Annotated in this window: 15 protein-coding genes; 3 read left to right on the top strand and 12 right to left on the bottom strand. The window is 61.0% G+C overall.

From position 1 onward, the window contains the following. Nucleotides 1–70: 70 nt before the first annotated feature. From ASD02_RS35020 to ASD02_RS34970, 11 genes are all read right to left on the bottom strand, one after another. The gene (locus ASD02_RS35020; protein WP_057218121.1) at nucleotides 71–682 is read right to left on the bottom strand and encodes a LysE family translocator; all 612 of its coding nucleotides are present in this window, start codon (nucleotides 680–682) and stop codon (nucleotides 71–73) included. A 207-nt stretch (nucleotides 683–889) separates the two neighbouring features. Beyond that, nucleotides 890–1,549: a response regulator transcription factor gene (locus ASD02_RS35015; RefSeq protein ID WP_057211243.1), complete on the bottom strand. Its 660-nt coding sequence runs from the start codon at nucleotides 1,547–1,549 to the stop codon at nucleotides 890–892. A 317-nt stretch (nucleotides 1,550–1,866) separates the two neighbouring features. Further along, nucleotides 1,867–3,948 carry a penicillin-binding protein 1C gene (gene pbpC, locus ASD02_RS35010; protein WP_057218119.1) on the bottom strand — a complete coding sequence of 694 codons (2,082 nt, stop codon included), beginning with the start codon at nucleotides 3,946–3,948 and terminating at the stop codon, nucleotides 1,867–1,869. Between the two features lie 8 nt (nucleotides 3,949–3,956). Then, nucleotides 3,957–9,407, bottom strand: coding sequence for an alpha-2-macroglobulin family protein (locus ASD02_RS35005; protein ID WP_057218304.1), 5,451 nt, complete (start codon nucleotides 9,405–9,407; stop codon nucleotides 3,957–3,959). 156 nt (nucleotides 9,408–9,563) lie between these two features. Next, nucleotides 9,564–10,229, bottom strand: coding sequence for a GntR family transcriptional regulator (locus ASD02_RS35000; protein WP_025428611.1), 666 nt, complete (start codon nucleotides 10,227–10,229; stop codon nucleotides 9,564–9,566). 280 nt (nucleotides 10,230–10,509) lie between these two features. After that, on the bottom strand, nucleotides 10,510–12,021 hold the full coding sequence (locus ASD02_RS34995; RefSeq protein ID WP_057220110.1) for a TniQ family protein: 1,512 nt from the start codon (nucleotides 12,019–12,021) through the stop codon (nucleotides 10,510–10,512). Further along, the gene (locus ASD02_RS34990) at nucleotides 12,018–13,097 is read right to left on the bottom strand and encodes an ATP-binding protein (RefSeq protein ID WP_057220109.1); all 1,080 of its coding nucleotides are present in this window, start codon (nucleotides 13,095–13,097) and stop codon (nucleotides 12,018–12,020) included. Before ASD02_RS34990 ends, ASD02_RS34995 begins: the two co-directional genes overlap by 4 nt. 71 nt (nucleotides 13,098–13,168) lie before the next feature. Next, nucleotides 13,169–13,537 carry a hypothetical protein gene (locus tag ASD02_RS34985; protein ID WP_057220108.1) on the bottom strand — a complete coding sequence of 123 codons (369 nt, stop codon included), beginning with the start codon at nucleotides 13,535–13,537 and terminating at the stop codon, nucleotides 13,169–13,171. Between the two features lie 5 nt (nucleotides 13,538–13,542). After that, entirely contained in the window at nucleotides 13,543–15,795 is a 2,253-nt protein-coding gene (locus ASD02_RS34980; RefSeq protein WP_057220107.1) for a Mu transposase C-terminal domain-containing protein, read from the bottom strand. 68 nt (nucleotides 15,796–15,863) lie between these two features. After that, complete coding sequence (locus tag ASD02_RS34975; protein ID WP_156408540.1) at nucleotides 15,864–16,364, bottom strand: hypothetical protein; 501 nt, start codon at nucleotides 16,362–16,364, stop codon at nucleotides 15,864–15,866. Between the two features lie 94 nt (nucleotides 16,365–16,458). Beyond that, nucleotides 16,459–17,337 (bottom strand): hypothetical protein, encoded by an 879-nt coding sequence (locus ASD02_RS34970; RefSeq protein WP_057220105.1) that lies wholly within the window; start codon nucleotides 17,335–17,337, stop codon nucleotides 16,459–16,461. Between the two features lie 878 nt (nucleotides 17,338–18,215). Between ASD02_RS34970 and ASD02_RS34965 the strand changes: the two genes are divergently transcribed. The 3 genes from ASD02_RS34965 to ASD02_RS38870 all read left to right on the top strand — a co-directional run bounded on the left by ASD02_RS34965 (nucleotide 18,216) and on the right by ASD02_RS38870 (nucleotide 19,385). Beyond that, nucleotides 18,216–18,485: a hypothetical protein gene (locus ASD02_RS34965; RefSeq protein ID WP_057220104.1), complete on the top strand. Its 270-nt coding sequence runs from the start codon at nucleotides 18,216–18,218 to the stop codon at nucleotides 18,483–18,485. 246 nt (nucleotides 18,486–18,731) lie between these two features. Next, on the top strand, nucleotides 18,732–19,052 hold the full coding sequence (locus ASD02_RS34960) for a hypothetical protein (RefSeq protein WP_057247440.1): 321 nt from the start codon (nucleotides 18,732–18,734) through the stop codon (nucleotides 19,050–19,052). Nucleotides 19,053–19,154: 102 nt separating this feature from the next. After that, a complete protein-coding gene (locus ASD02_RS38870; protein WP_156408539.1) occupies nucleotides 19,155–19,385 on the top strand; it encodes a hypothetical protein in 231 nt (76 codons plus the stop codon). 892 nt (nucleotides 19,386–20,277) lie between these two features. On the opposite strand, the gene ASD02_RS34950 is transcribed toward ASD02_RS38870, so the two are convergent. Continuing rightward, nucleotides 20,278–20,952: a hypothetical protein gene (locus tag ASD02_RS34950; RefSeq protein WP_057220101.1), complete on the bottom strand. Its 675-nt coding sequence runs from the start codon at nucleotides 20,950–20,952 to the stop codon at nucleotides 20,278–20,280. Between the last annotated feature and the right edge of the window lie 40 nt (nucleotides 20,953–20,992).

Genomic DNA, 20,992 nt, shown 5'->3' with positions numbered 1-20,992 from the left:
CGTTCAAGGCCCGGATATCATCGCCGAAACAATCGGGATAGGAAAGGGTTTGATCGCAAGACCCCTCGTGTCAGACGGACTGCGTTGCCAGCATCATGCCGAGGCCGATGAGGATCGAACCGCATGCCCGCGGGACCAGGCTGCTCTGGCCGGTGAAGCGACCAAGGGTCAGGGATGCGAGTATCACAGCGGCGACATCAGCGGCCGACAACGCCAGATTGACCAGCATGCCGAAGACCAGGAACTGCAGCGAGACTGGCATTGCCGCTGCGGGGTCGACGAATTGCGGCAGGAACGTCACGAAGAACAAGGCCGTCTTCGGGTTGAGGATTTCGACGAGGATGCTGTCGCGCAGCACGCCGGGCTTGGCATCGGTCTTATGCGTATCATGCTTGCCGATGCCGAGCAGCATCATGCCGCCAAGCCAGACCAGATAGACGGCGCCGGCAAGTTTGATTGCCGCATAGACAAACGGTGCATGGCTGAGAAGGGCGGCAAGCCCGAGGGTTGCGGCTGCAATATGCACATAGCAGCCGATATGGATGCCGAATGCGGCCAAAAAACCGGCTTTGCGGCCATGCGCCAAGGTCTGCGCCGTCATGTAGAGAATGGCGGGCCCCGGCATGCAGGCAAAGATCGCCGTAGCGACCGCAAACGAAATCCAGTGCTCGATCGAGGGCATCGCAGTTCCTCTGGTTTGCCGGCTGCCCCTCCGGCAGCGTGGCATTCGGCCCGACCCCGTCGGTGCGGAATCGGGTCGGCAGAGAACTACGCTTGGTTGTAGATCGGCGACATACGGCAGGTGCCGTATTTCGGAGCCTCGAACCTGCGGCCAATGATGTGGTGGTTAAGGGAATGTCACCGCTGGAGCCGGCGCGGCATGCGGATTTCAGCCAATGGGCAGGCCGATGCGCACAGCGTAGGCGGCGAGTTCGGCAGCGCTATGCAGGCTGAGCTTGCGCATCAGGTTTTCGCGGTGCTTGCGCGCGGTGAGCGGGCTGATGCCAAGCCGTTCGGCAATCTCGCGAGCCGTCAGGCCCTGAGCCGCGAGCGAAAGGATCTGCATCTCCCGCCGGGTCAGGGGAATGGGCGAAAGCGCTTCGTCGGTCGCGGACGGCAAGGTCCGTCGCTCCGGGTGGCTGACGGCAAAGCGTATCGATTGTGCGAGGTAGATTTCGTTGGCGCCAAGCGCGTCAACGGCAGAGGCAAGCTCGGCCGGGTCGCCGTTCTTCGTGAGATAACCGCTTGCGCCCGCATCTATGGCGGCGCGGACCGTTCGCGGTTCGATATTGGCGGTCAGCACTAGGATCTTCATTCTCGGAGCCAGTTCCCTGATGTCGGCGATGAACTGGATGCCTGCCACGCCCGGCATGCCGAGATCGAGGGTCAGAAGGTCTGCCGGCTCACTTCTCGCAAGCGCCAACACGGCTTCGCCGTCGGCGGCCTCGGCAACCACAGATATGCCCGCCATCGTCGAAAGTAGCATCTTCAAGCCTTCGCGAACGATGGCATGGTCGTCGGCAACGATGACGTTCATGGCCTTCGACATTTCAGCAATCCTTCATTGATATCAGCAATTGTCCGCAACCATAAACAGGTTCGCGTGCGGAGGCGATGCAAACAGCGTGAGCGACTGCAACCTCTCCTGATAGAACTACTATTTCGTCAATCTTACGCGGTGCTGGTCGCAAATTTGGTCATTCCACTACCGGTTGCCATTGATCCGAAGGAGTGGATGCGGTGAGACCCGTTGGCGGGATGCACCGTAACCCTCCACACGCGGACAGTCGGGCGCCTCGGCGGTATTCTGACCGTTCACGCCGGGTCGAGCGACGTGCGCAAACTGCAGCCGACTGAGGGTCTCATCTATTCGATAAAGACGCGCACGCTGGCGGCCCGACCCACGGCGTCGATGACCGTGAGGGTGGAATAGCCGGCGCCATCGGGCTGCCATTGCGTCGTCCGCCGGCGGGTCGGATCGGGCAACGGCTTGCCATTTGCGAGCCACCGGAAGGGCGCGCGGCCGCCCTGCAGCTTCAAAGTAAGCGGTGACATGGTCTCATGGTCGATGCCAAGTTCGACACGCGCGCCCTCGGGCGGAAAGACGATCTGTGGCGCCGGCTCGCGCGCCGAGGCGTTGACGAGGCCGCTTGCGGTCATCGAGAAGCGGCGCTGGCTGATCGGCAGCTCGATTTGGGAGATGCGCACAGCGCCCGGCGGTGCATCCGGCAGCGGCGTGATCGGCAATCCGGATTTGGCAAAGCCTTCAAAAAGAATGGGCGCGGCCGCGCCATAGCCGGTCAGCCCCGGAACGGCGCCATTGTCCGGCCGCCCGACCCAGACCCCGAGCACATAACGGCCGTCGTAGCCGACCGACCAGGCGTCGCGATAGCCATAGCTGGTGCCGGTCTTGTAGGCGATGCCGCGCTGCCGGCTTCCCGCCGGCGGCAAGACGGCCGAGAGCACATCCGAGACATGCCAGGCGGAAACGGGCGAAAGCAGCGGTTCGCCGTCGATCAGACCGGCCGTGCCGGTGATGCCATCGCCGAGCCGCACCGGGAAGCCGCGATTGGCAAGACCAGCATAGAGCTGCACGAGATCGCGCAGCGTCAGGCCGACCCCGCCAAGGCCGATTGCCAGCCCGGGTGCCTCGCCTGCGGGCAGCACAGGCTTCACCTCGGCGCGGCGGAACCTGACCATCAGCCGGGCAGGGCCGACGACGTCGAGCAGGCGAATGGCCGGAACGTTGAGCGACAGTTGCAACGCCTGGCGCACGCTGACGTCGCCTTGGTAGCTCATGTCGAAATTGCGCGGGCGGTAACCGAAGAAATCGGCCGGTCGATCCTCGATAATGGTTTCCTGGCTGACCAGGCCCTCCTCGAAGGCGAGACCGTAGATGAAGGGTTTTAGCGTCGAACCGGGCGAGCGGGTGATCCGCGTCATATCGATCCAGCCCGAGCGGCTCGCGTCGAAATAATCGGCCGAGCCGACTTCGCCGATGATCTCGCCCGTGCGTGCGTCGGCCATGATCATGGCGACGGACACTCTCGGTCCCAGTTTGGCCGCTCCCTCGCGCGCAACCGCTTCGAGGCCGCGCTGGACATTGCGGCGCAGCGTCGTGTGATGCTGCACGGCCGTCGGTTGCTTGCGCAGCGCCGTCTCGGCCAGATGGGCGGCATAGGCCGGCAACTGAAGGCGGCGGTTCGGAATGGCCGTCATCGCGGCCCGTTCAGCTTCGCCTTCGCCGATCACGTCGGCAACCGCCATCCGAGTCAGGACGCGCTTGCGGGCAGCTTCGGCTGCGGCGTGGTTGCGGTCCGGCCGGCGCTTTTCCGGCAATTGCGGCAGCGCCACCAGCAGCGCGGCTTCGCCTACAGATAGTCGCTTCGGCTCCTTGCCGAACCAGGCCAGGCTTGCGGCGCGCACCCCCTCAAGATTGCCGCCATAGGGTGCGTGGCTGAGATAAAGGTCGAGAATCTGGTCCTTGGACAGCCGACGCTCGATCTGGATCGCGCGCGCAATCTGAAGCAGCTTGGCCGCAATGCTTCGTTGTTCGCGCGGTTCGATCAGCCGCGCCACCTGCATCGAAAGGGTGGAGGCGCCGGAAACGATGCGGCCGTTGGTGACGAACTGCAGCGCGGCGCGGCCGAGCGCCAGGAAGTCGATGCCGGCGTGCTCGCGAAACCGCTGGTCCTCATAGGCAACCAGCATCCGCAGAAACTGCGGGTCGACGTCACCGACAGTCGTGTTCAGCCGCCAGAGACCGTCAGGTGTTGCAAAGGCCCTGAGCAATTGGCCGTCGACGTCGAGAACCTCGCGAGACACGATGCCAGCCGCTCCCAGTGGCGGCGGAAATGCCTGGTCAGCCTTGTCGAGCGCAAAGGCAGACAGCCCCGTCAGCAACAGGCCGACGGGGATCGCGATCAGCAATTTTTGCCTTATCGACATTATCGGGCCTATTGGGCTGCCAGAACCTCCATACGCCCTGTCGCGGTGCGCGCCGAGAACTGCGGCCGGTACATGTCTTCGACGCTTGCGGCAGGATGATCGTAGACACCGGGGTTCACCGCGCGGACGACATAGGCGAGCGTCAGCTCGCGGCTATCGCCGGTAGCGCGGTCGAAGGCGGCGACGAAGCGATCGTTGCGGAACTCCGTATGCGTCGCGGTAATCTCGCCGAGCCATTCGAAGTTCGTCAGCTGGGCGCTGTCGACCAGGCTCGGGTTATCGATCTGGAAACCGGCCGGCAAAAGGTCCGAAACAAGCACGCGGGACGGCCAATCGTTGGTTTCGGTGACCTTCAGCACCACGACATAGCGCTCGTTCTGCCTGGCTTGGCTGACATTGGCTTCGGCACCATCGAGTGTGTAATAAGTGCGCTCGATGGCAAAGCCGTCACCGCCGGCCGACAGTGGCTGAGCCGGGGCAGCAACCGTGGTGACCACCGCAGAGACGGCGTCCGCCCCCTCGTTCTTGATCACCACCGGATGAGACAGAAGCGCATCGCCGGGCATCCGCGCGGCGTAGCCGCCGGTCTTCGACGCGCCATTGACGTCAAGCAGCATGCCCTCGTCGCCGCCCTGAACGGCACGGGCGGCAAGCAGCATCCAGGCCTGTTCCTGCGTGCTGGTATATTTCTTCTGCTCCCATTGCCGTGCCACGATCTTCGACAGTTCCGGAATGATCGGCGGAACCGGACGGCTTTCGGCGGCCAGAGCCAGGACGGCCGCGTCGTCGCGCAGCGAAGAACCGTAGTCGGAACGCGACAGGCTGACATTGACGAGGCCGGTCGACATGTTGGCCGAGGACGCAAAGATTTCCTGTGACCGCTGGGCATCGCCGTAGAGCGCCAGCGCCGCTGCGACCTGAGCCTTGGCCAATGGCGTCGGGAAATCATTGATCAGCGTGTTGGCGTAATAGCGGATGTCGTTGACGGCGGCCTTGCGGTTGCGTGCGAGCACATAGAGCGCATAGGCGATCTCGTTGCCGCGATCCTTGACATTGGTGTCATAGCCGAGGCCGTTCTGCAGGTTTTCCAGTGCCTGCACCATCGCTGCCTCAGGCACGTCGTACTTCTGTTCACGTGCGCGTGTCAGGAAGTCGGTGACATAGGCGTCGAGCCAGAGGTCCCCATAGCCCGGCCCCCACAGGCCGAAGCTGCCGGACGACGACTGGTTGGAGAGCACGCGGTAGATCGCTTCCTGCACCCGCTTGGTCACTTCGCCGTCATCGGGAAGGCCGGACTGCTTGGCCAATTCACTCATATAGAGAAGCGGCAGCGCCCGGCTCGTCGTCTGCTCGGTGCAGCCATAGGGGTAGCGGTCGAGCGCCATCAGGATGGCGGGAATGTCGAAGGCCGCAGACCGGGTGACGCTCAGCGAAACCGACGCGCCCTGGAGCACGCTGTCTGCCAGCAACTGGCCGTCGATCGTCAGGCTGCTGCCCGCCGCAAGGTTGACCACCTGTCGCTGCGTGACCGGCAGTGTGGCCGGGCGCACCGGAATGTTGAGCGCCTGTTCGAGCGAAAGTCCGGAGGCGCCGGTGAGCTGGACAGTAACGAGCCCGTCGCCTGTGTGTTGGCCGACCAGCGGCAGCGTCAGAACCGATTTGCCGCCCTGTTCGAGGCGTACCGTTTCGCTGGCGCCGGTCTGTTCCACCGTCACCGGTCCGTTGGTGGTCAGTTGTACTTGGTAGTCACCGGCCGGAGCGTCGGTGTTTGCGATGTCGAGCCGCAGTTCGGCGCGGTCTCCCGGCGCAAGGAAGCGCGGCAGGCTCGCCGTCACGACGATCGGGTCGCGGATGACGACGTCGCGGACAGCATGGCCGACGCCGGACTTCGTCCAGGCGACGCTCATGATCCGCGCCGTGCCGTTGAACTGCGGAATATCGAAGCTGACGGTCGCCTTGCCATCGGCGTCGAGCTTCACCGGACCTTCGAAGAACGCCACCAGCTTTTCGGTGGGCGGGCTTCCCTGCAGCGCGACCTGGCCGCCGTCGCCGCCGGTGCGCAATTTGCCGGTCGCCCCAAGCGAGCCATCGATCAAGCGACCGTAGAGATCGCGCATTTCGAGCCCGAGCTGGCGCTGGCCGAAATACCAGGCGGCAGGATCCGGAGCTTCATAGCGGGTCAGGTTCAGGATGCCGACGTCGACCGCGGCAATCGTGACATAGGCTTCTTCGTTGGCGCCGGCCCCTGCCACCTGCAGGCTGATATCGAGCGGCTTGCGCGGTTCGGTCTTTTCGGGCGCTTCGATGGCCACGGCAAGCTTGCGCTCAGCGGGATCAACGGTCAGCCATTTGATGCCAATCGCGCGCATAGGCATGCGGCTTTCCTGTGCATCACCAGGCCGATAGAGTGTCGCGGTGACATAGGCGCCGGCCCCCCAATCGGCGGTGACGGGCAAATCGATCTCGCCACCCTCGGCGACAATCGTCGCGCTCTTTGTCGTGATCAGGCCTTCCGTGCCGACGGTTACCAGCAGTTCACCGGCAAAACGCGGTGAAACCTTGAGCTTGGCGGTTTCGCCGACGGCGTAGTTTTCCTTGTCGAGCGCGATTTCGAGGCCATCGGGCGTTTCGGTCGATGTCGATGCGACATACCAGCCGGCATCGAATTCGACGCTCGATGTCGGTCCGTCGAGGGCCGCCGTCTCGACTTCGAGACGGTAGCGGCCCCAGCCGACGGGCACGGCGATCTCGCCTCCATCGGCGGTCACGTCGAGCGTGCCGTTCGCAACCTGCTTGGTGGTGACCACCGGCTCGTATTTCCAGGCGGTTCCGTCTCGGTACCATTGATAGTTGCGCTCGACGCTGATCAGCTTCCAGAGCGCACCCGGCATGGCGGCCCTGGCACCGTCGGGGTCGATGGCGATCACGCGGAACTTGCCGACGGAGTTTTCCTGAAGGTCGCCCGAAAACTCGGGTTTGATGCCGATCATCGCGCCTTCCGGCTTTACCGGCAGCGTCAAGGATCGTTCGACGGCGCGACCGCCGGCCTCGCGCATCCGCACGGTGACATTGGCGTTGAGCAGTTGCGTCGTCGACGGCACTTCGCTCAAAGCCACGTCGAAGGTCGACTTGCCGTCGTCATCGAGAGCCGTCAGGTCCTCAAGCGGCAGACGCGTGTCCTCGCTCGCCTCTTCGTCGGCAAGGCCGAAGAAATATCCCTTGAAGGCAGCACTTTCGCGCGTCGGCTTCAGAACCACTTCGCCCTCAAGCTCGAGGCCGGCGGCCGGTGCGCCATAGAGATAGCGTCCATCGACCACGACTTGTACCGGTTCGCCGACAGCGATCTCCTTTGCTTCGCTCGTCAGATCGAACTCCGTGCGGTCCGGCACGAAATCGTCGACTAGAAACTGCTTCTCGCCGATCGGCGAGGCCTTGGGATCAGTGAAGATCTGCATCGTCCAGGTGCCACGCATGGCGTTTTCCTGAACATCGAGATCGAGCGTGTGGCCGCCGAGCTTGCCGCCGTCGCTGATCATCCTGCGGTATTCGACGCCGTCAGGGCGCAGGAACACGAAGGTGAGCGGCAGATTCTCGATGGCCTCGCCATTAACGTCTCGCGCAAGTGCTGACGCGTGCACCGTCTCGCCGACGCGGTAGATGCCGCGCTCCGTCCAGGCGAGGACGTCGATGGCGCCGGGCGCCGCACGGCCGGTGACCCCACGATCCGACAGGTCGAATCCCGCCCTCGTCATGTCGAGGAAAACGAAGTCGTCTTCGCCGCTCTTGGCTGTGATTACGGCCGGGGTCAGGGCGGAGGTGCCGCGGATGAGACCAGCGGTGAAGGTGGCGCGGCCGTCGCCATCCGTCGTTGCCGTGCCGAGGATTTCGTTGTTCTTGGCGACAAGCTGCAGCTCGACACCTTCGATCGGCTTTGCGGTTGCGAGCGATCGGGCAAAGACGTTCAGGCCGTCGGTGCCGGCATAGGTCGACACGCCGATGTCGGAGACGACGAACCATTGGGTAGCGCGGGCGTCCCAATCCTGGCTGAGGCCGGTTTCGGATGCTGCGGTCAGCACGTAGACGCCGGCTTTGCGCTTCGGCAATGCTTCATCGACCGGGAAGCTGGTGACCACTTCCTTGTTGAGGACGCTGTCGATGGCGATCGAACCTTCCCAGACCAGTTCTCCGCTTTCGTCTTGAATGCGCTGGGCGCTGTAGCCGTCGATTTGCGTCAGGAACTGCGAGTTCTGCAGCACCTGCGCCAGGCTGCGATCGCCGATGCGGTAGAGCTTGAGCTTGGCGCTGTCGGTGTTGACGGAAACCAGCGGAATGCCGCGGCGCGCGGTCGAGGGCAGCACGAAGCTGTCGCCGGTAAAGCGCACGACCTGGCCGCGATCCTTGACGTAGACCTCAAGAGTGACCGGCGCCTCAAGCACTTCATCGACCGACGAGGGCAGGCCGGTGCGCAGCGTCAGCTTGTAACGCTGGCCATGCGACAGACCCTCAACGCAAATCTGGTCGCCCTTGGCTTCCACTGCTTTCGGGGCAGCGCCGTCGAGTGTGACGAAGGAGGCATAGTCGGCGCCGCTCTTTAGTAGCTGCTCCGAAAACTGCACGCAGGCGCGCGGCGAGGCGCTATCGGCATCAACGGTGTTTTCGATGACGCGGAAGCGCTTGCGTTCCTTCAGGTCGAGGTAGGCGGTCTCGACCGTTTTTGATTGCACCAGTTCGAGGCTGGCCTTGTAGGCATTGAGGGCGCCGCGGAAATTCTCGGCATTTTCCAGCGCCTTGGCGAGAACGGCCAGCGCATGGGCGCGGCTTTCTGCGGTCCGCGTCAGCTGATAGCCGTTGATCGCCGCAAGGGCGGCTTGCGTCGCGACATCGGTATTGCCGGTGACGCGATTTGCCGTGCGCGCCGTTTCAAGCCACAACTCGCTGTCATCAGGGGTGATCGCAAGCGCGCCCTGGAACGCCTTCAATGCACCGTCGATAATGCCCGATTCCGCCTGCGCGCGCGCCGTTTCGATCAGGTTGTTGACACCGAAGCCCTGCTGATCGTCGGCAAGTGAAAGGTTCGCCTTGGCGTCGCGCGCATCCTGAAGGATCTGGTCGGAGAGAAACGAGAGTCGCGGCGGCGCGCCGAGGTCCGGCTGCACGGCCTGCGCCTGGACGATCTTGCCGGCGATGGCGCCGGGGAAGTCGTTCAACTGATTGAAGTCGGACTTCAGGAAGCACCATTTCACCTTGGGATTGTAGGTGAATGCGCGGCAGGATTGGTCCGCGATGCAGGCGGTCTCGCACTGATCCAGCGAGACATTCTGTTCGGTTCGCAGATCGAAGCCGAAATAGTCACCGTCCTGGGTGATCTCGACCTGACGGCCGGTCTCAGCCGAAAAAGCCGGATATCCGGCGGCCAAAACAGAAACAAGAAGAGCGGAAAGGCCGAAAAACGCGCGCACAGACATAAGTCCTCCCAACGCAGCCGGTCTCGATAGGGCTTCACTTTTTCAAGGTTCCTGATGCCTTGTCAACCACGGACGTTCAAGAGTTGGACGACAATTTACGCGAGAGCGAGCAACATGTCCTAGTGAGGCGGCGCCACTGCGAATGGGCGCCTATCTTCTCTGCTCCTTCAGGAAAACGACGAGCGAACGGCCGGCGTCGAGGATGTGATCCCGGGTGAGCGACGATGCCAGATCGGCGTCACCTTTGGCGCAGGCATTGAGGATCGCCTCATGCTCGCGCGCTGCGCGCTTCATGCCATCCGTCAGCGTCAGCTGCGCGCGCAGATAACGATCGATGCGGTCGAGCGAGGCGCGCACGATCTGCAGGTAGTAAGGCCGCCGCGCGGCCTCATAGAGGCTGTAGTGGAAGTTCCGGTTGGTTTCGCCCCACTTCGCCGAATCGGATTCCTTGCCGAACTCGTCGCAATGCCTGCGGGCGAGTTCGAGCGTCCTTCGATCCATATTGGGCACGGCAAGCCGGATCACCTCCGCCTCCAGCAGAGCGCGAAATTCGAAGATCTCTTCGATCTCTTCGATCGAAAGGCCGGCAACGACAGCGCCTTTGTAGCGTTGCGTCGTGATCAACCCGTGCTGTTCAAGGCGCGAAAGCGCTTCGCGCACGGGGATGCGGCTGGTGTTGAACATCTGGGCGATCTGGTCCTGCCGCAGGTTCTCCCCCTCGGCAAGCGCACCCTCGATGATCGCCTTGCGCAATGCCTCGTAGACGATATCGGCTGCGGAAGCGGCTTGCCTGACATCAACGGCATCGAGTTTCATCGCGTCTAAACCCCGGCGGCTTTGTGTCCCTGACAGTGCGGAAACTGCTGTGGTTCTGGTCATAGGTCCATTCTCTTGGTCGGGCAACAGAGGTCGTGCTGAAAGCAACTAACTCTGCCTCACAGCGTTTTCTTTGCCATTGATTTCATTAAGAAAATAGACGCCCGATTCAAAATCAGCAACGCCGAATGCCCAAAATGAACCCTAGATTGGCCCATTTTACACACATAAAAAAAGACCCGGCAAAATGCCAGGTCAATTTTGCGCTTTTCTGAACAGCCTAGATTTGGTCGATCCGGTAGAAATTTGTGCCGACGCTGTCACTCGAGATTGCGGGCTTCAAACCAAGTTTTTTGATTTTCACCTCGAAATCGTTTCTGAATTTCTTTGAATGCCGAAGCTCGCTTTCCGAGATGTAGGTTTTTTGAAACTCCGCGACATCACGAGCCCGGATACGAAAGGATCGGTGTGTGGTGGGGACGCGGGCTTGGTAGAGGTAGCCGTCGTCAATCAGGGCCTCGACAACCGTTGGCGTAACCTTCAACCTGATGTAGGCTCGTTCCAGGGTGATGAAGTCTTTGGGCTGGTACGTCGAAGTCTCCCAACCTGACTCGGCTTCCGCAAGAAATTCGCGATGCGAGGCGATCTCGCATTCCAGTTCCGGGGTCTTTCCCGGCAGGTTTTCGGCGATTTCAGCCAAAGGAGCCACCGGGAAGACTACCCCGCAGAAATCGCCGGTGGCGGCTAGCCCGGACTCTTCGACGGCCTTTCGCAGGGGGGTGTACGGCAGCCCGAACTCGCGAGCGGCCGTATGCAGTGAATGCATGCGACGCGGCAAAGAAGTGCCGAGGAAGTCATCCGACGGGCCTACCGGCACGACGTCGGCGGCGGTTTCCCGAATAAGCGACAGAGCATCCGCGTATCCGGGATGGTCCCGAAGACCGAGCAGCTCGGTCGACAGGTTCCCAAAGATCGTCTTGGCGCAGAACTCTTCCCTCGGACGATAGTTCGCCTTGATCAGAGACAACACGACATCGCGGAAAGCGTCCTCGCCGCCGGCCAAGATCGCGAAGCCTTCCGATGCGACTTCCGCGCGCTCGGGGGCCGAGGGATCCGCGGAGACGAACGACCGCGGGTTTTGGGCGAAGCCGACGAGCCGTGGCAGGTGAGCCGCCAGCTGCAGCGGGAAGCGGTCGAGCCAATGACCGGAGGGACGGCCGCCTTGGAAGCGGTCAACCAGATATCGTTCGTGGTCGGTAGCCGCGAGCTCGTGGCTGGCGCGCTGTAATTCGTCGAAGCTGCGACGACCAGTTCGCAGGCGCGCGGAAAAGTCCGCGCCCATCAGCCAATTCCAGACGCCCGTTTCGACGAGCTTGCGTCCGTGAACCGGGCAGGCGCGCACGAAGCGGGGAAGCCAGACAAGCCTCGAATACGCTCTGGTTCCAGCACGACCCGGAAGGGTTTCCTCGTCATCGTTGATGCAGCCTGGGCAGACGCGGTTCTGGTTCCACGCCACGAACTCTTTTGAGAGTGCGTGACCGCGGACGGCGATTGACCATCGAAAGTCAAACACCGTCAGCGACGCCTGCAGCTCCGCGGTTTCCCGTCCGATGATCTTGGCGAACTTCTTGACATCGTCAGCCTGGCCGCGACACAGGCCGACGAAGTCAAACCCCAGCAGCGACGCGAAGGTCCGCGCGTCGGGAAACTCGTGAAGGGCGGCGGTGCGAGAGGCGAAACTGGCGATGGTTTCGTCGCCATGAAGCGACGGCACGAGCGACATCGCGTTCATGGGCGATCTCCGAACTTGAAGGGCTTGGATTTACGGCTCGGCTTCTTGGTGCCCGGGATCTCGCGATCCTCCGGGCGTAACAACGCCTGCCCGGGAACGACGGCCTGCCAGGTGGCGCATTCGAAGACATTCTCGTCCGGAAGGCACCCGGAGATGTTCTCGTACGTTTCGGCGAAATCGGACGCGCGGACGACGTCGCGATCATCGCCCATGGCCACTTCCACCGCACCACGCACGGTTTGCAGGATCGTGCCGAACTCGTCGTCGGACGCGTGATGCAGCCGGAGCACCAAGTCTGCGTTCAGATCGTCTGCCATTTGCATGGCTGCATGTTCGACGATGATCCTCGTGAGATAGTCGGCGGTTTTTTTCCGCGCCGCTTTTCCCCGATGCTTCTCGAAGCGCACAGGCGTCATCCGGTTGAGCAACTGTCTGTCGCAGCTAAGGAACTCGAACAGCGGAGAGACGCCTGCGAGAACGAGGCGGACAGGCCAGTCGGGCATCTGAACCAGATGCTTCAGCGTGTTCCGGATGAGCTGGCGCTGGACCTCGTTGGAGGTCTCGAAAGCCTGTTGAGCTTCATCGATCATGACGATGTTGACGCGATGGGTGCGGAGCGCGGTCCTGAAGGCGTCCCAGGCCTCGTGCTCCTTGACGGTGTTCCGAATGGGCAACCCGAGCGCCTTGAGCCCCTCCAAGGCAAGCCGTTTTGGCGAGCAAGGCGAGGGTGCTTCGAAGCACAGAAGCGGTCTTGCTTGCACGCCGTCCTTATCGGCGTAGGGCTGTAGTGCCGGGAAGTTGCGGATGTGTTGCATAATCGCCCGGGATTTCCCTGCGCCGGATTCGCCGCAGATGACGACGATGCGCCGTTTATCAGGCCGGGTGGCCTCCTCCGGCCGGTGTGCTGCTACGCTGCGCTGGAGGGCTTTAAGAGCCGCATTCAGCTTTACGTCGCGATCGAGGCCAAAATACTGCCCATGCAGCTTCTCAACCCGATCGGCGAGCTGAAGCTCTTCGGGGCTCATCATTTCGCGGAAGCGCGAGATGGCGTCGTTTTCCTTGTTCGTCCAGTTCATTTGACCTTACTCCTTACTGTTGAGGTCTTGAGCCACACTCGTTTTCTAGGGATGCCGCCGCTCGTCGGCGGTCACGGTTTTGCCCTGCTCATCGGTCGTCTGTTGCCCGCTGCTCTGAGATTTGCGCCACGCCGCACAGCGTCGAACCGAGGGCCTTGAAGCCATCGCGCGCGAGTCGGCTTGTTGTGCAGGGCGGGGGGAGCCTCGAAGCTCAACAACGGTTTCGTTTCGCGACCGTCCTTCCAGTGGAAGCTCTGGCTGGCCTCCGCCGGCCGAATTTCGGCGAAACTACCCTGGAACGCCGCATCCAGGCGCCCTTCGCGAGCGAGGCTGATGTGGTGCACACGTAGTTTTGCGGTGCGGTCATCGGCCCGAGGTTCTTGGGGAGCCTTCTCGCACAAGCGCGAGAAGGCGTGAGCGTTCTTCTTCGTCGAGGTCATCAAACCTACTCCTTGCTGTCGAAGTCTTGAGCTACGCTCGATTTCTTGCTGCGCCGGGGCGGCGCGTCAGCGGCGACGATCACGTTGGTTGCGACTTGCGGATCGGTCTCCTCGATGCCGTCGTCGTCGGGCTGCGTAGCCATGGGGTCGCTCCAACCGATGTTGGGGTCCGGCAGAGCTTCATCGGAGATTTCGATGCCCATCGCCGCCCAGAAGTCCTCCGGCAACGACGCACCGTTGGCGAAGTCCTCCGGAACGGAGCTCGTCTTTTCGGTGACTTCGATGTTCATGTTCATCTTGGATTCCCAGTATTCGTACTGGGATTCCGACGGGACCGGGTTGTCGATGCCTGCTTCGAGACGCGCGATCTTGCCCTCTGCCCGCAGAGCCTCTTTCGCCTTCCGGATGGTCGCACGCGCGAGCTTCGCCTTTTCAAGGTTGCGGCGACGGAGCTCGCCGCAGAGCGCGGTCCATGCCCAGATGCTCATGCCCTGAAACTCGTCGTAGACCGCCTTTACGCTGAGCCATCCGTCACCAGCCCAGACCGAAATCTCACCGAGATCGTAGTGGTCGACGCGAATGAGCACTTGGCTCGCGCGGTTTCGACGCAACGCCTGGAGGGCAACCGACTGGTAGTGGATTCCCATGAACCGCACGCCATTCTGATCGATTACGCGGTGCATGTTGATGCCGAAGATGTGACGACGGAGGCTGCCGGTGGGTGCCGGGATGACCTTGTGCTGACGAAGAAGCCGTTTCCACGCGTCGCGCGGCGTCTCACCGTGCAAACCCGAGTGAGGCGTGTTGTGGTAGACGTCAACGTAGAAGCGAGTCAGGGCGCCGGCGATTGCGTCGAACATGACGCTGGCCTCAGCTTCCGAATCGCGATCGCCTTTCTCCTCGATGGAGCCCCAGGTGCGCCCGGAAAAGAAGACCAATGCCTGGCTGCTCGACGTGCGGAAGAAGCTTTCGATCGTTCCGCGGCACGAGGCTTTTCCAGCCGGGGGCAAGAACAATGTTGCCCCAAGGTCATTGACGGTCACGCGGAACGGTTGGTTGGTGAACCATTTGGCAGAGTCGACGGCGACCAACTCGGCCGAACCGAAGAAGTCCCAAGCGTCCTGGCAACCGAACTGCCGAGCGATCCGGGTTTTATCGATCGTGGTCATCTCAAGTGTCGCGATCGCGGTCATCGCCGAAGGGGCCTGGCGGTGGACACGCAATGCGACGAGACACTTGGATGCAACATCGATGGCCGCCGTGACCCAGAGACGGATACGCGGTACCTTTTTCTGCTCCTTCTTGCTCATCTTCTGCCAGATGCCGAGAGTCGCCAGGAGAACATGAAGGTCGAGCCGCCACTCGTCCATCTCAATGCGCTCCATGGGGCGCAGGATTTCCAACCCTTTGGTGATCGCATTCCATTTCTTGGAGGCAGCCTCTTTGCCCAGACGGCCGTAGTCGCGATAAGCCGGCGAGAGGCTATTCACGCGGTTCTGGAACGTCCGCAAGGAAGGTGTGCGCAACTTGCGGGGATTGCCTGCGGCAGCGCGTTCCGCATTGAGGTCGTCGATCTCGTCGGTCATTTCTCCGTGAAGATCGACCATCTTCGGCTTGCCGTCGGCGGCGTACTTCAGCGCGTAGCGTTCGAGGATTTCGGTCTCGTCGGCGTCGAAGTGCGTGTTCTGGCGAGGCGCGCCATAGGCGCGGCACAGGGCCAGGGGATGATTGTCGTTTTCGTAGATGGTCAGCCAACGACGGACAGTTCGCGGGCTGGGCTCGCGCTTGTTCGTGACATAGGTTTGCGTGCCGCCGCCCTTCGTCACGTCAGCAGAGCGCTCGTTGGCGATTTCCCGCAACGCGACGAGCATGCTCCGGTCAGAACGGGAGACACGCTTATCCGTGGTCTCCTTACGCAGAAAGCGTTCGCAGTAGTCGATGCGGAACAGGACCTTCTCCTGCTCATCGTTCGGAAGATCGCCGACGTGGGCGCGCGGGCGAGCAGCGTGCTGTACACCTTTAGCGGAGTAACGGCCCTTGTAGTAGACCATCGGCGCGAGCGGCGCGTTGAGCATCTCGTGGATCTGCTCGTGGGTGAACGACACGGGCAGCTGGTCGTCTACGCGCTTCAGGGTTTGGCCGTCGATGAACTCGGCCTCCCAGCAGTAGTCGGTGCCGCGATACTCGAAGCCGTCGCCCTCGCGGAAGTCATACGTGGGAATTACGGGGGCGGTGTTCTGCTTGATTGCGATCGTCATGTTACGTCTCCTTCGATGTGTTCGGTTTTGGTCTGTGGGATCAGGCAGTTTTGGTTCCAAAGGTCACTTCAGGTCTTCGGCACGGAGAGGCCGGGGATCGGGATCAGCGCGCGACCGGCGACGACAGCCAGGCACTCGGGTTTGCCTGCCGAGGGCAGGGATAGCGATTGCTCCAGATCATTCACCGCCACCTGGATGGTTCGACCGGTGAACCTGTTGGCAGAGTCGACTGCCACGGTTTCCGCCGAACCGAAGAAGTCCCAGCGGGCTTTGGCAACCCGCCGTGGGCGACGCATACGCGCCAGGCCGCGACCGACGGTAACAACCTCGCGAGGGAGCGCCTTGACGCGGCGGTGAAAGGTCGTGAGCGAGGGCGCGCGCAGCGGAGGTTCGCCGTTCGTCGCACGAGCTTCATTCCAACACCTCATCTCGTCGACCATCTCGTGATAAAGGCCGATCACAGTGGGACGATTATGCGAAACGTACATCCAGGCGTGCTTTTCAAGCATCGCCTCTTCCTCCTGGGAAAAGAACCCGGTGCGATCGCCAGAAGGCACGCTCTGGTTCATTTGCCTCTGCTTTGTGCTCTCATAGATTGTATCTGTGGTCGTCATTTCACTTGCTCCTTTCACGAGCAGATTCAGAGGTTCTAGGGGAGGTGGCCTACCGGACCTTTTCGACGGTCGACTTTGCAACTTGCGGCGGGCGTCCGAGAAGTTCAGCCGGGCGCTGCGCGACATGCACGTCCGGCGCGTCACAAAGCTTGTTGCCGGGCTTGTTCTGTACGAGGGTGCGTTCGTAGATGAGGCACCAGATTGCGTTCATCGCCGACGGAAAATCGCCGAAGCGCTGCCCGAGGTCGTAGACGTTGATGGTGCCGTGGACACCCTGCAGGAAGTCACGCACCTCGTTGCAGTCGCTGTCGTTCCGGCAGCGGCGGGCTCGGAGGATGTTTTTAGCGTTCCAGGCTCGTGCCTTCGTCAGTTGCTCGTCGGTCAGGAGGATCGCTGTGTCGGCGAACCCGTTCAAGACCGGCCGAACGCGCTTGAGCACGTCGCGGATTCCCGTCTTCTCCACCAGGTGGGACGGTTTCACGGCAATCGCCGTGGTAGCTCCGCTCCGGAGGGTTGCCCGGTAGTCGAACGTGTGTCCGTGAACCTTGCCGTCAGCACCCATGTACTCCACTTCAGGCGGCTGGTCCTCGATATCGACGACAGCACGGTTGGCAAGCAGCATCAGGGCGCAGGCCAACTCGTGCGTACTTTCGAATCCCACGGCGCGCTCCGTGCCCGGATCGACGAGATAGCCACGGCTATGCCCTTGGGTGCGCGGGGTAGGTTGACGGGTTCCCGTCGAGCGCTTGGGGGGAATCCACAAGACGTCATGTGCCGGAACGCCGTCCTCATCCAGGAAGTTGACTGTCTGATCGCGACCTGAAGTCACCTTGTCGGGTGCCAGGGCCGCGGGGACTTCCTCAAGTTTGTCTCGGTCAAAACCGAATTGCTGCTCTTTCATGAAGCGCAGTACTGCCTTCGCCTTCATTCGACGCCCCTTTTCCGTGCGCAAGCGGTCCGAGAACTCCTTTGTTCTCAGACGGTTGTAGAGAGCCGTCGGTTCCGCTTTGTGCGGGCTCGACGACTACGCCGACAGGCGTATGGGGCGCGGAAGGAATACAAAGGAGGGCATTACCCCGGCGCGTGTAGCGACGGGAAGCTCGGTGTAGAAGTTGTTTGAAAGGACGAAGGCAGCGAGTCGCGAAGTAGCGATCTCAGCCGTGCAGCGGTGTACGCGCGCCGCGGAAATCGAGGCACGTGGCGCTTCGGGGCGAGCCCAGTGGCAGAAATCAGACGATGTAGTAATGATGGTCTTCAACCGATTTCCCTCAGCGTTAAGATGCGCATTCGAGGGTTGGCCGCGATCTCAAGTCGCGGTAGAGCATACCGGACTAGAGAGTCGTGTAGCGGCCAGCCCGCTTCTCTATCGTTATGCTCGTAGGTCTCATAAGAGTGCCTCTCGGTTTCGGTCTCGTTTGTGTATTTATTTTGGTCGAGATGTGCAAGGAAATCCGGAGTTACTTCATCTGGATTTGGCACACATTCGTGGGGCGTGGTTAATATTTGGTTTCACTCAAGGTGAATCTGTGGGGGCCCGTCTGGGTGTAGTTGGCTGAGGCGGAAAGGGATACCCCCAACGATCCCACGCGGCAGAGTTCGCAATCAACCCCTTTGCGGGTACCGTGTTAATTGGTTGCAAACTGATCCTGTGACACTCCGATCCAGCAACTTTCTCGGACGGATGAATATGGCAATTACAGCATAGGCTCGTATTCAACGCCGGGGCCAGATCCCCATAACCCAGCAATTACTTTCATTGCTGACCTACCCGGCGGCGGGACGGCGCAAGGGGAGTTGGGAGTGGTGATGAAGGCGATCGACATAGCCGCGCAGAAGATCCAAATGAACCACGACGCTGAGACCCTCGAGGCCTGGATTACAGCCTTGGCAGCACTTGCCGAGGATTACGAGGCCACCAGACTTGAAATGGAAGAGGACCGCTTCGTGCGCGCCTCGTGTCGGCGGAAGAGGCCAAAAGAACAAAACGGGAATCAGATACTAGGTTTGGTAACGGCGTGGCTGACGCGGTGGTTGCAAACTGGGCTGTGCACGACTACCAAGCCCGGGGCCTTCTGAATACACGCTTCAATCCAGGCGTCCGGTCGGCGTTCCTTTCAGGTCGAGCCGCTCGCCGTCAGGTAAAGTTCCGCGTAAATCAGGCTGGACGCATCGGCTATTTGGACTTAGCTGAACCGGAATTCATCGGCGCAAAAGGTTCTCGATCCTTCAACGGTGGAAAGAGGCGGTCGACCACACCCTCAGATATCGCTTGACACAAGTTTTGAAGCGGAACCACCATACCTCATGGCAATAGGAGAGATCATGGAAACGAGGGCGCTTTTCAACAAGGCAGAGGCAACGCTTAGGGCTGTCACGAAGGAAGCTGACTCCATCCTTCTCGCGCTTCGGGAAGCGGAGACAGCGGCGGAAACCGAGCACCTTCGGGCAAAAGAGGCGCGTGATTGGGACGATAAAAATACAGTGCTGGCAGCGAAGCACGCTTATGAGCGCTACTCGGCAATCAGTTTGGCGGCTCGGGATGTTTCAGGATTTCTGGTGGGAGCGCAATCTGCCCTTCACGCGCTCAATATGAAAACTTGTGAATGGGCGGTGTACGCAGCGAGGAACGATATTGCAGCGTAGACGTCGGCGACGGACATGGCCCGCGCAGGTTGCAATTTGATCCGGTGCAGGAGCCGTGACCAAAAATTCCAACCATTTCCATACGACGAGGGACATTTGAGATTGGCATTGATCTTCGTCGACGACTGCTACGACAACGCCCTCGCCGAGACGATCAACAGTCTAGGCAGGGCCGAGGGCATTCATCGACGCGGCCCAGCTTTCAACTCGAACGGTCAAGGAATCGGCCGCTCGACGCTAAACAGCGGCTGGTTTATACGTCGCCGACCAGATCAGGTATTTGTTGCAAGAGCCTATTTAACCAAAGCGGCGCGAAAAAATACGTCAGCGTGATCCGCCGGCGCCGTTAAGGCACTTACCCAGAGAATTGTTTCCGTTAACGAGATTTTTTAAGATTACAGCGAGATAGCCGAGATCGTGCTTGCGGCCGACGAAATCCCGAATGACTATAGTATCATAGGCCCTTGAAGGAACCCTCGTTTGAAAAAGTCTCGTTCGATTCGTCTTGGCGGATATACTCTTCAATTCGCTCCACCTCCGCCTCCGCTTCCGCAACCTGTTTCGAGCCCCGAGGCACGCGCGGCAGTGGATGCCTTTTGCAATCACGTAAACGAGCTTCCAGTGCAGGCGGTAGAGATGCTCGAAGTATCTGACACGGGCATCAAGTTTCGCAGGCGTGCGGGCCGTCTTAAGTCAAGCGTAGTGTGCGCCGACCTCGGCTTCCTCGGAACAAAGGCAACCTCAGAGAATGTCGCTGCGGTATTCAGACAGGAGCGCTGTCGCAAAGACCTTGAGCACATGGTTGACGCTGTGCGGGCTGGAGACCTCTCCGAGGCAAAGTTTAGGGCGAGTATGATCTCTGGTGCCGTGTATACAGTGGTAGATCGTGCGAACTAATTCGGCACTTTGAACTTTCCTTGAAGGCCGCGCCCTTCAGCGACTCTGGCGAAATAGCGGGTGCCCGCGTGCACTCACTCCCCCTTCGCTCCGTATGTTGAAATTCCTATCGGCAGGGTTTCGTAATTGCATCTTCCCCACACGCTAACTTGGGTGTCTTCTAGGGTAAGCCGGCGCGAGCCAGCCGCATTTGTACGACAATGCGATTGTCATGGCGGGTGACATCCCCGGTTCCCCTTCTGGCACCACTGTTGCTTCACCGCGTCTTAGCCGTTCCCGTGAAGCGCCCCCGCGGTGAAAGCCATTCAATGAATTGCAGCGCAACCGGTTAGGGCCTCGGCCCTTCGACGGAACTCGAAGAGTTACTCGCACTCCGCCAATCCGCAGCCAGTCGAGCATAGGGCGTTTCAGCGAATGCTAGTTGGCCAATCGCTTCGTACGCGAAGCAAGCTTTCTGATCATCGGAAAACCAGAAAAGCCCGGTTGGCCACCCCTTAGGTCTCGTTTCGCGTTTGGCAACCTGATCGAAGCGAACGATCTTTTCGGTGATGCCCATGAGCACTGACATCCTCTGCTCGTTGTCTGCGTCTGTGAACGACGTCTCGCCGCCGGATTGAGGGTCGTCGTCAGATGGGAAAATATGGAGGTCGTAGCCGCGGAGCTCTGTATTGCCCGCCTCGTCTGCCAGTTCAACTGCGTAGGGTTCGATCCAAGAAGTTCCTCGAATGACAACCCACCGGCCAAAGATAGTAGCGCGTACGAAACTAGTCAGCAGCGGCGTCACGGCGTGCCGGATCTCCCGTTGATGGTAGGCAACAAACGCCCGTTGCGCTCCCTCCGTGACTGGGACCGTATCCACAAACGTCTGTACGCCTTCGTCCGTAACGGAGATTGCGACATCCGGACCGGGCAGGAGAAATTTCGCCCAGTAGCTCGTGGGCCGGCTGTCTGTAGCAGCACCAAATGTCGCCGCGGACGCGATGTCTGTAATCACATAGTTCACTTACAATTTCCTGTTTGTTACTCGATGGTCACCCGGATTT

Origin of the sequence: Ensifer sp. Root1252 (assembly GCF_001425885.1) — a bacterium.
GTDB lineage: Bacteria > Pseudomonadota > Alphaproteobacteria > Rhizobiales > Rhizobiaceae > Ensifer > Ensifer canadensis.
This window is presented reverse-complemented; position numbering and strand designations above follow the sequence as displayed.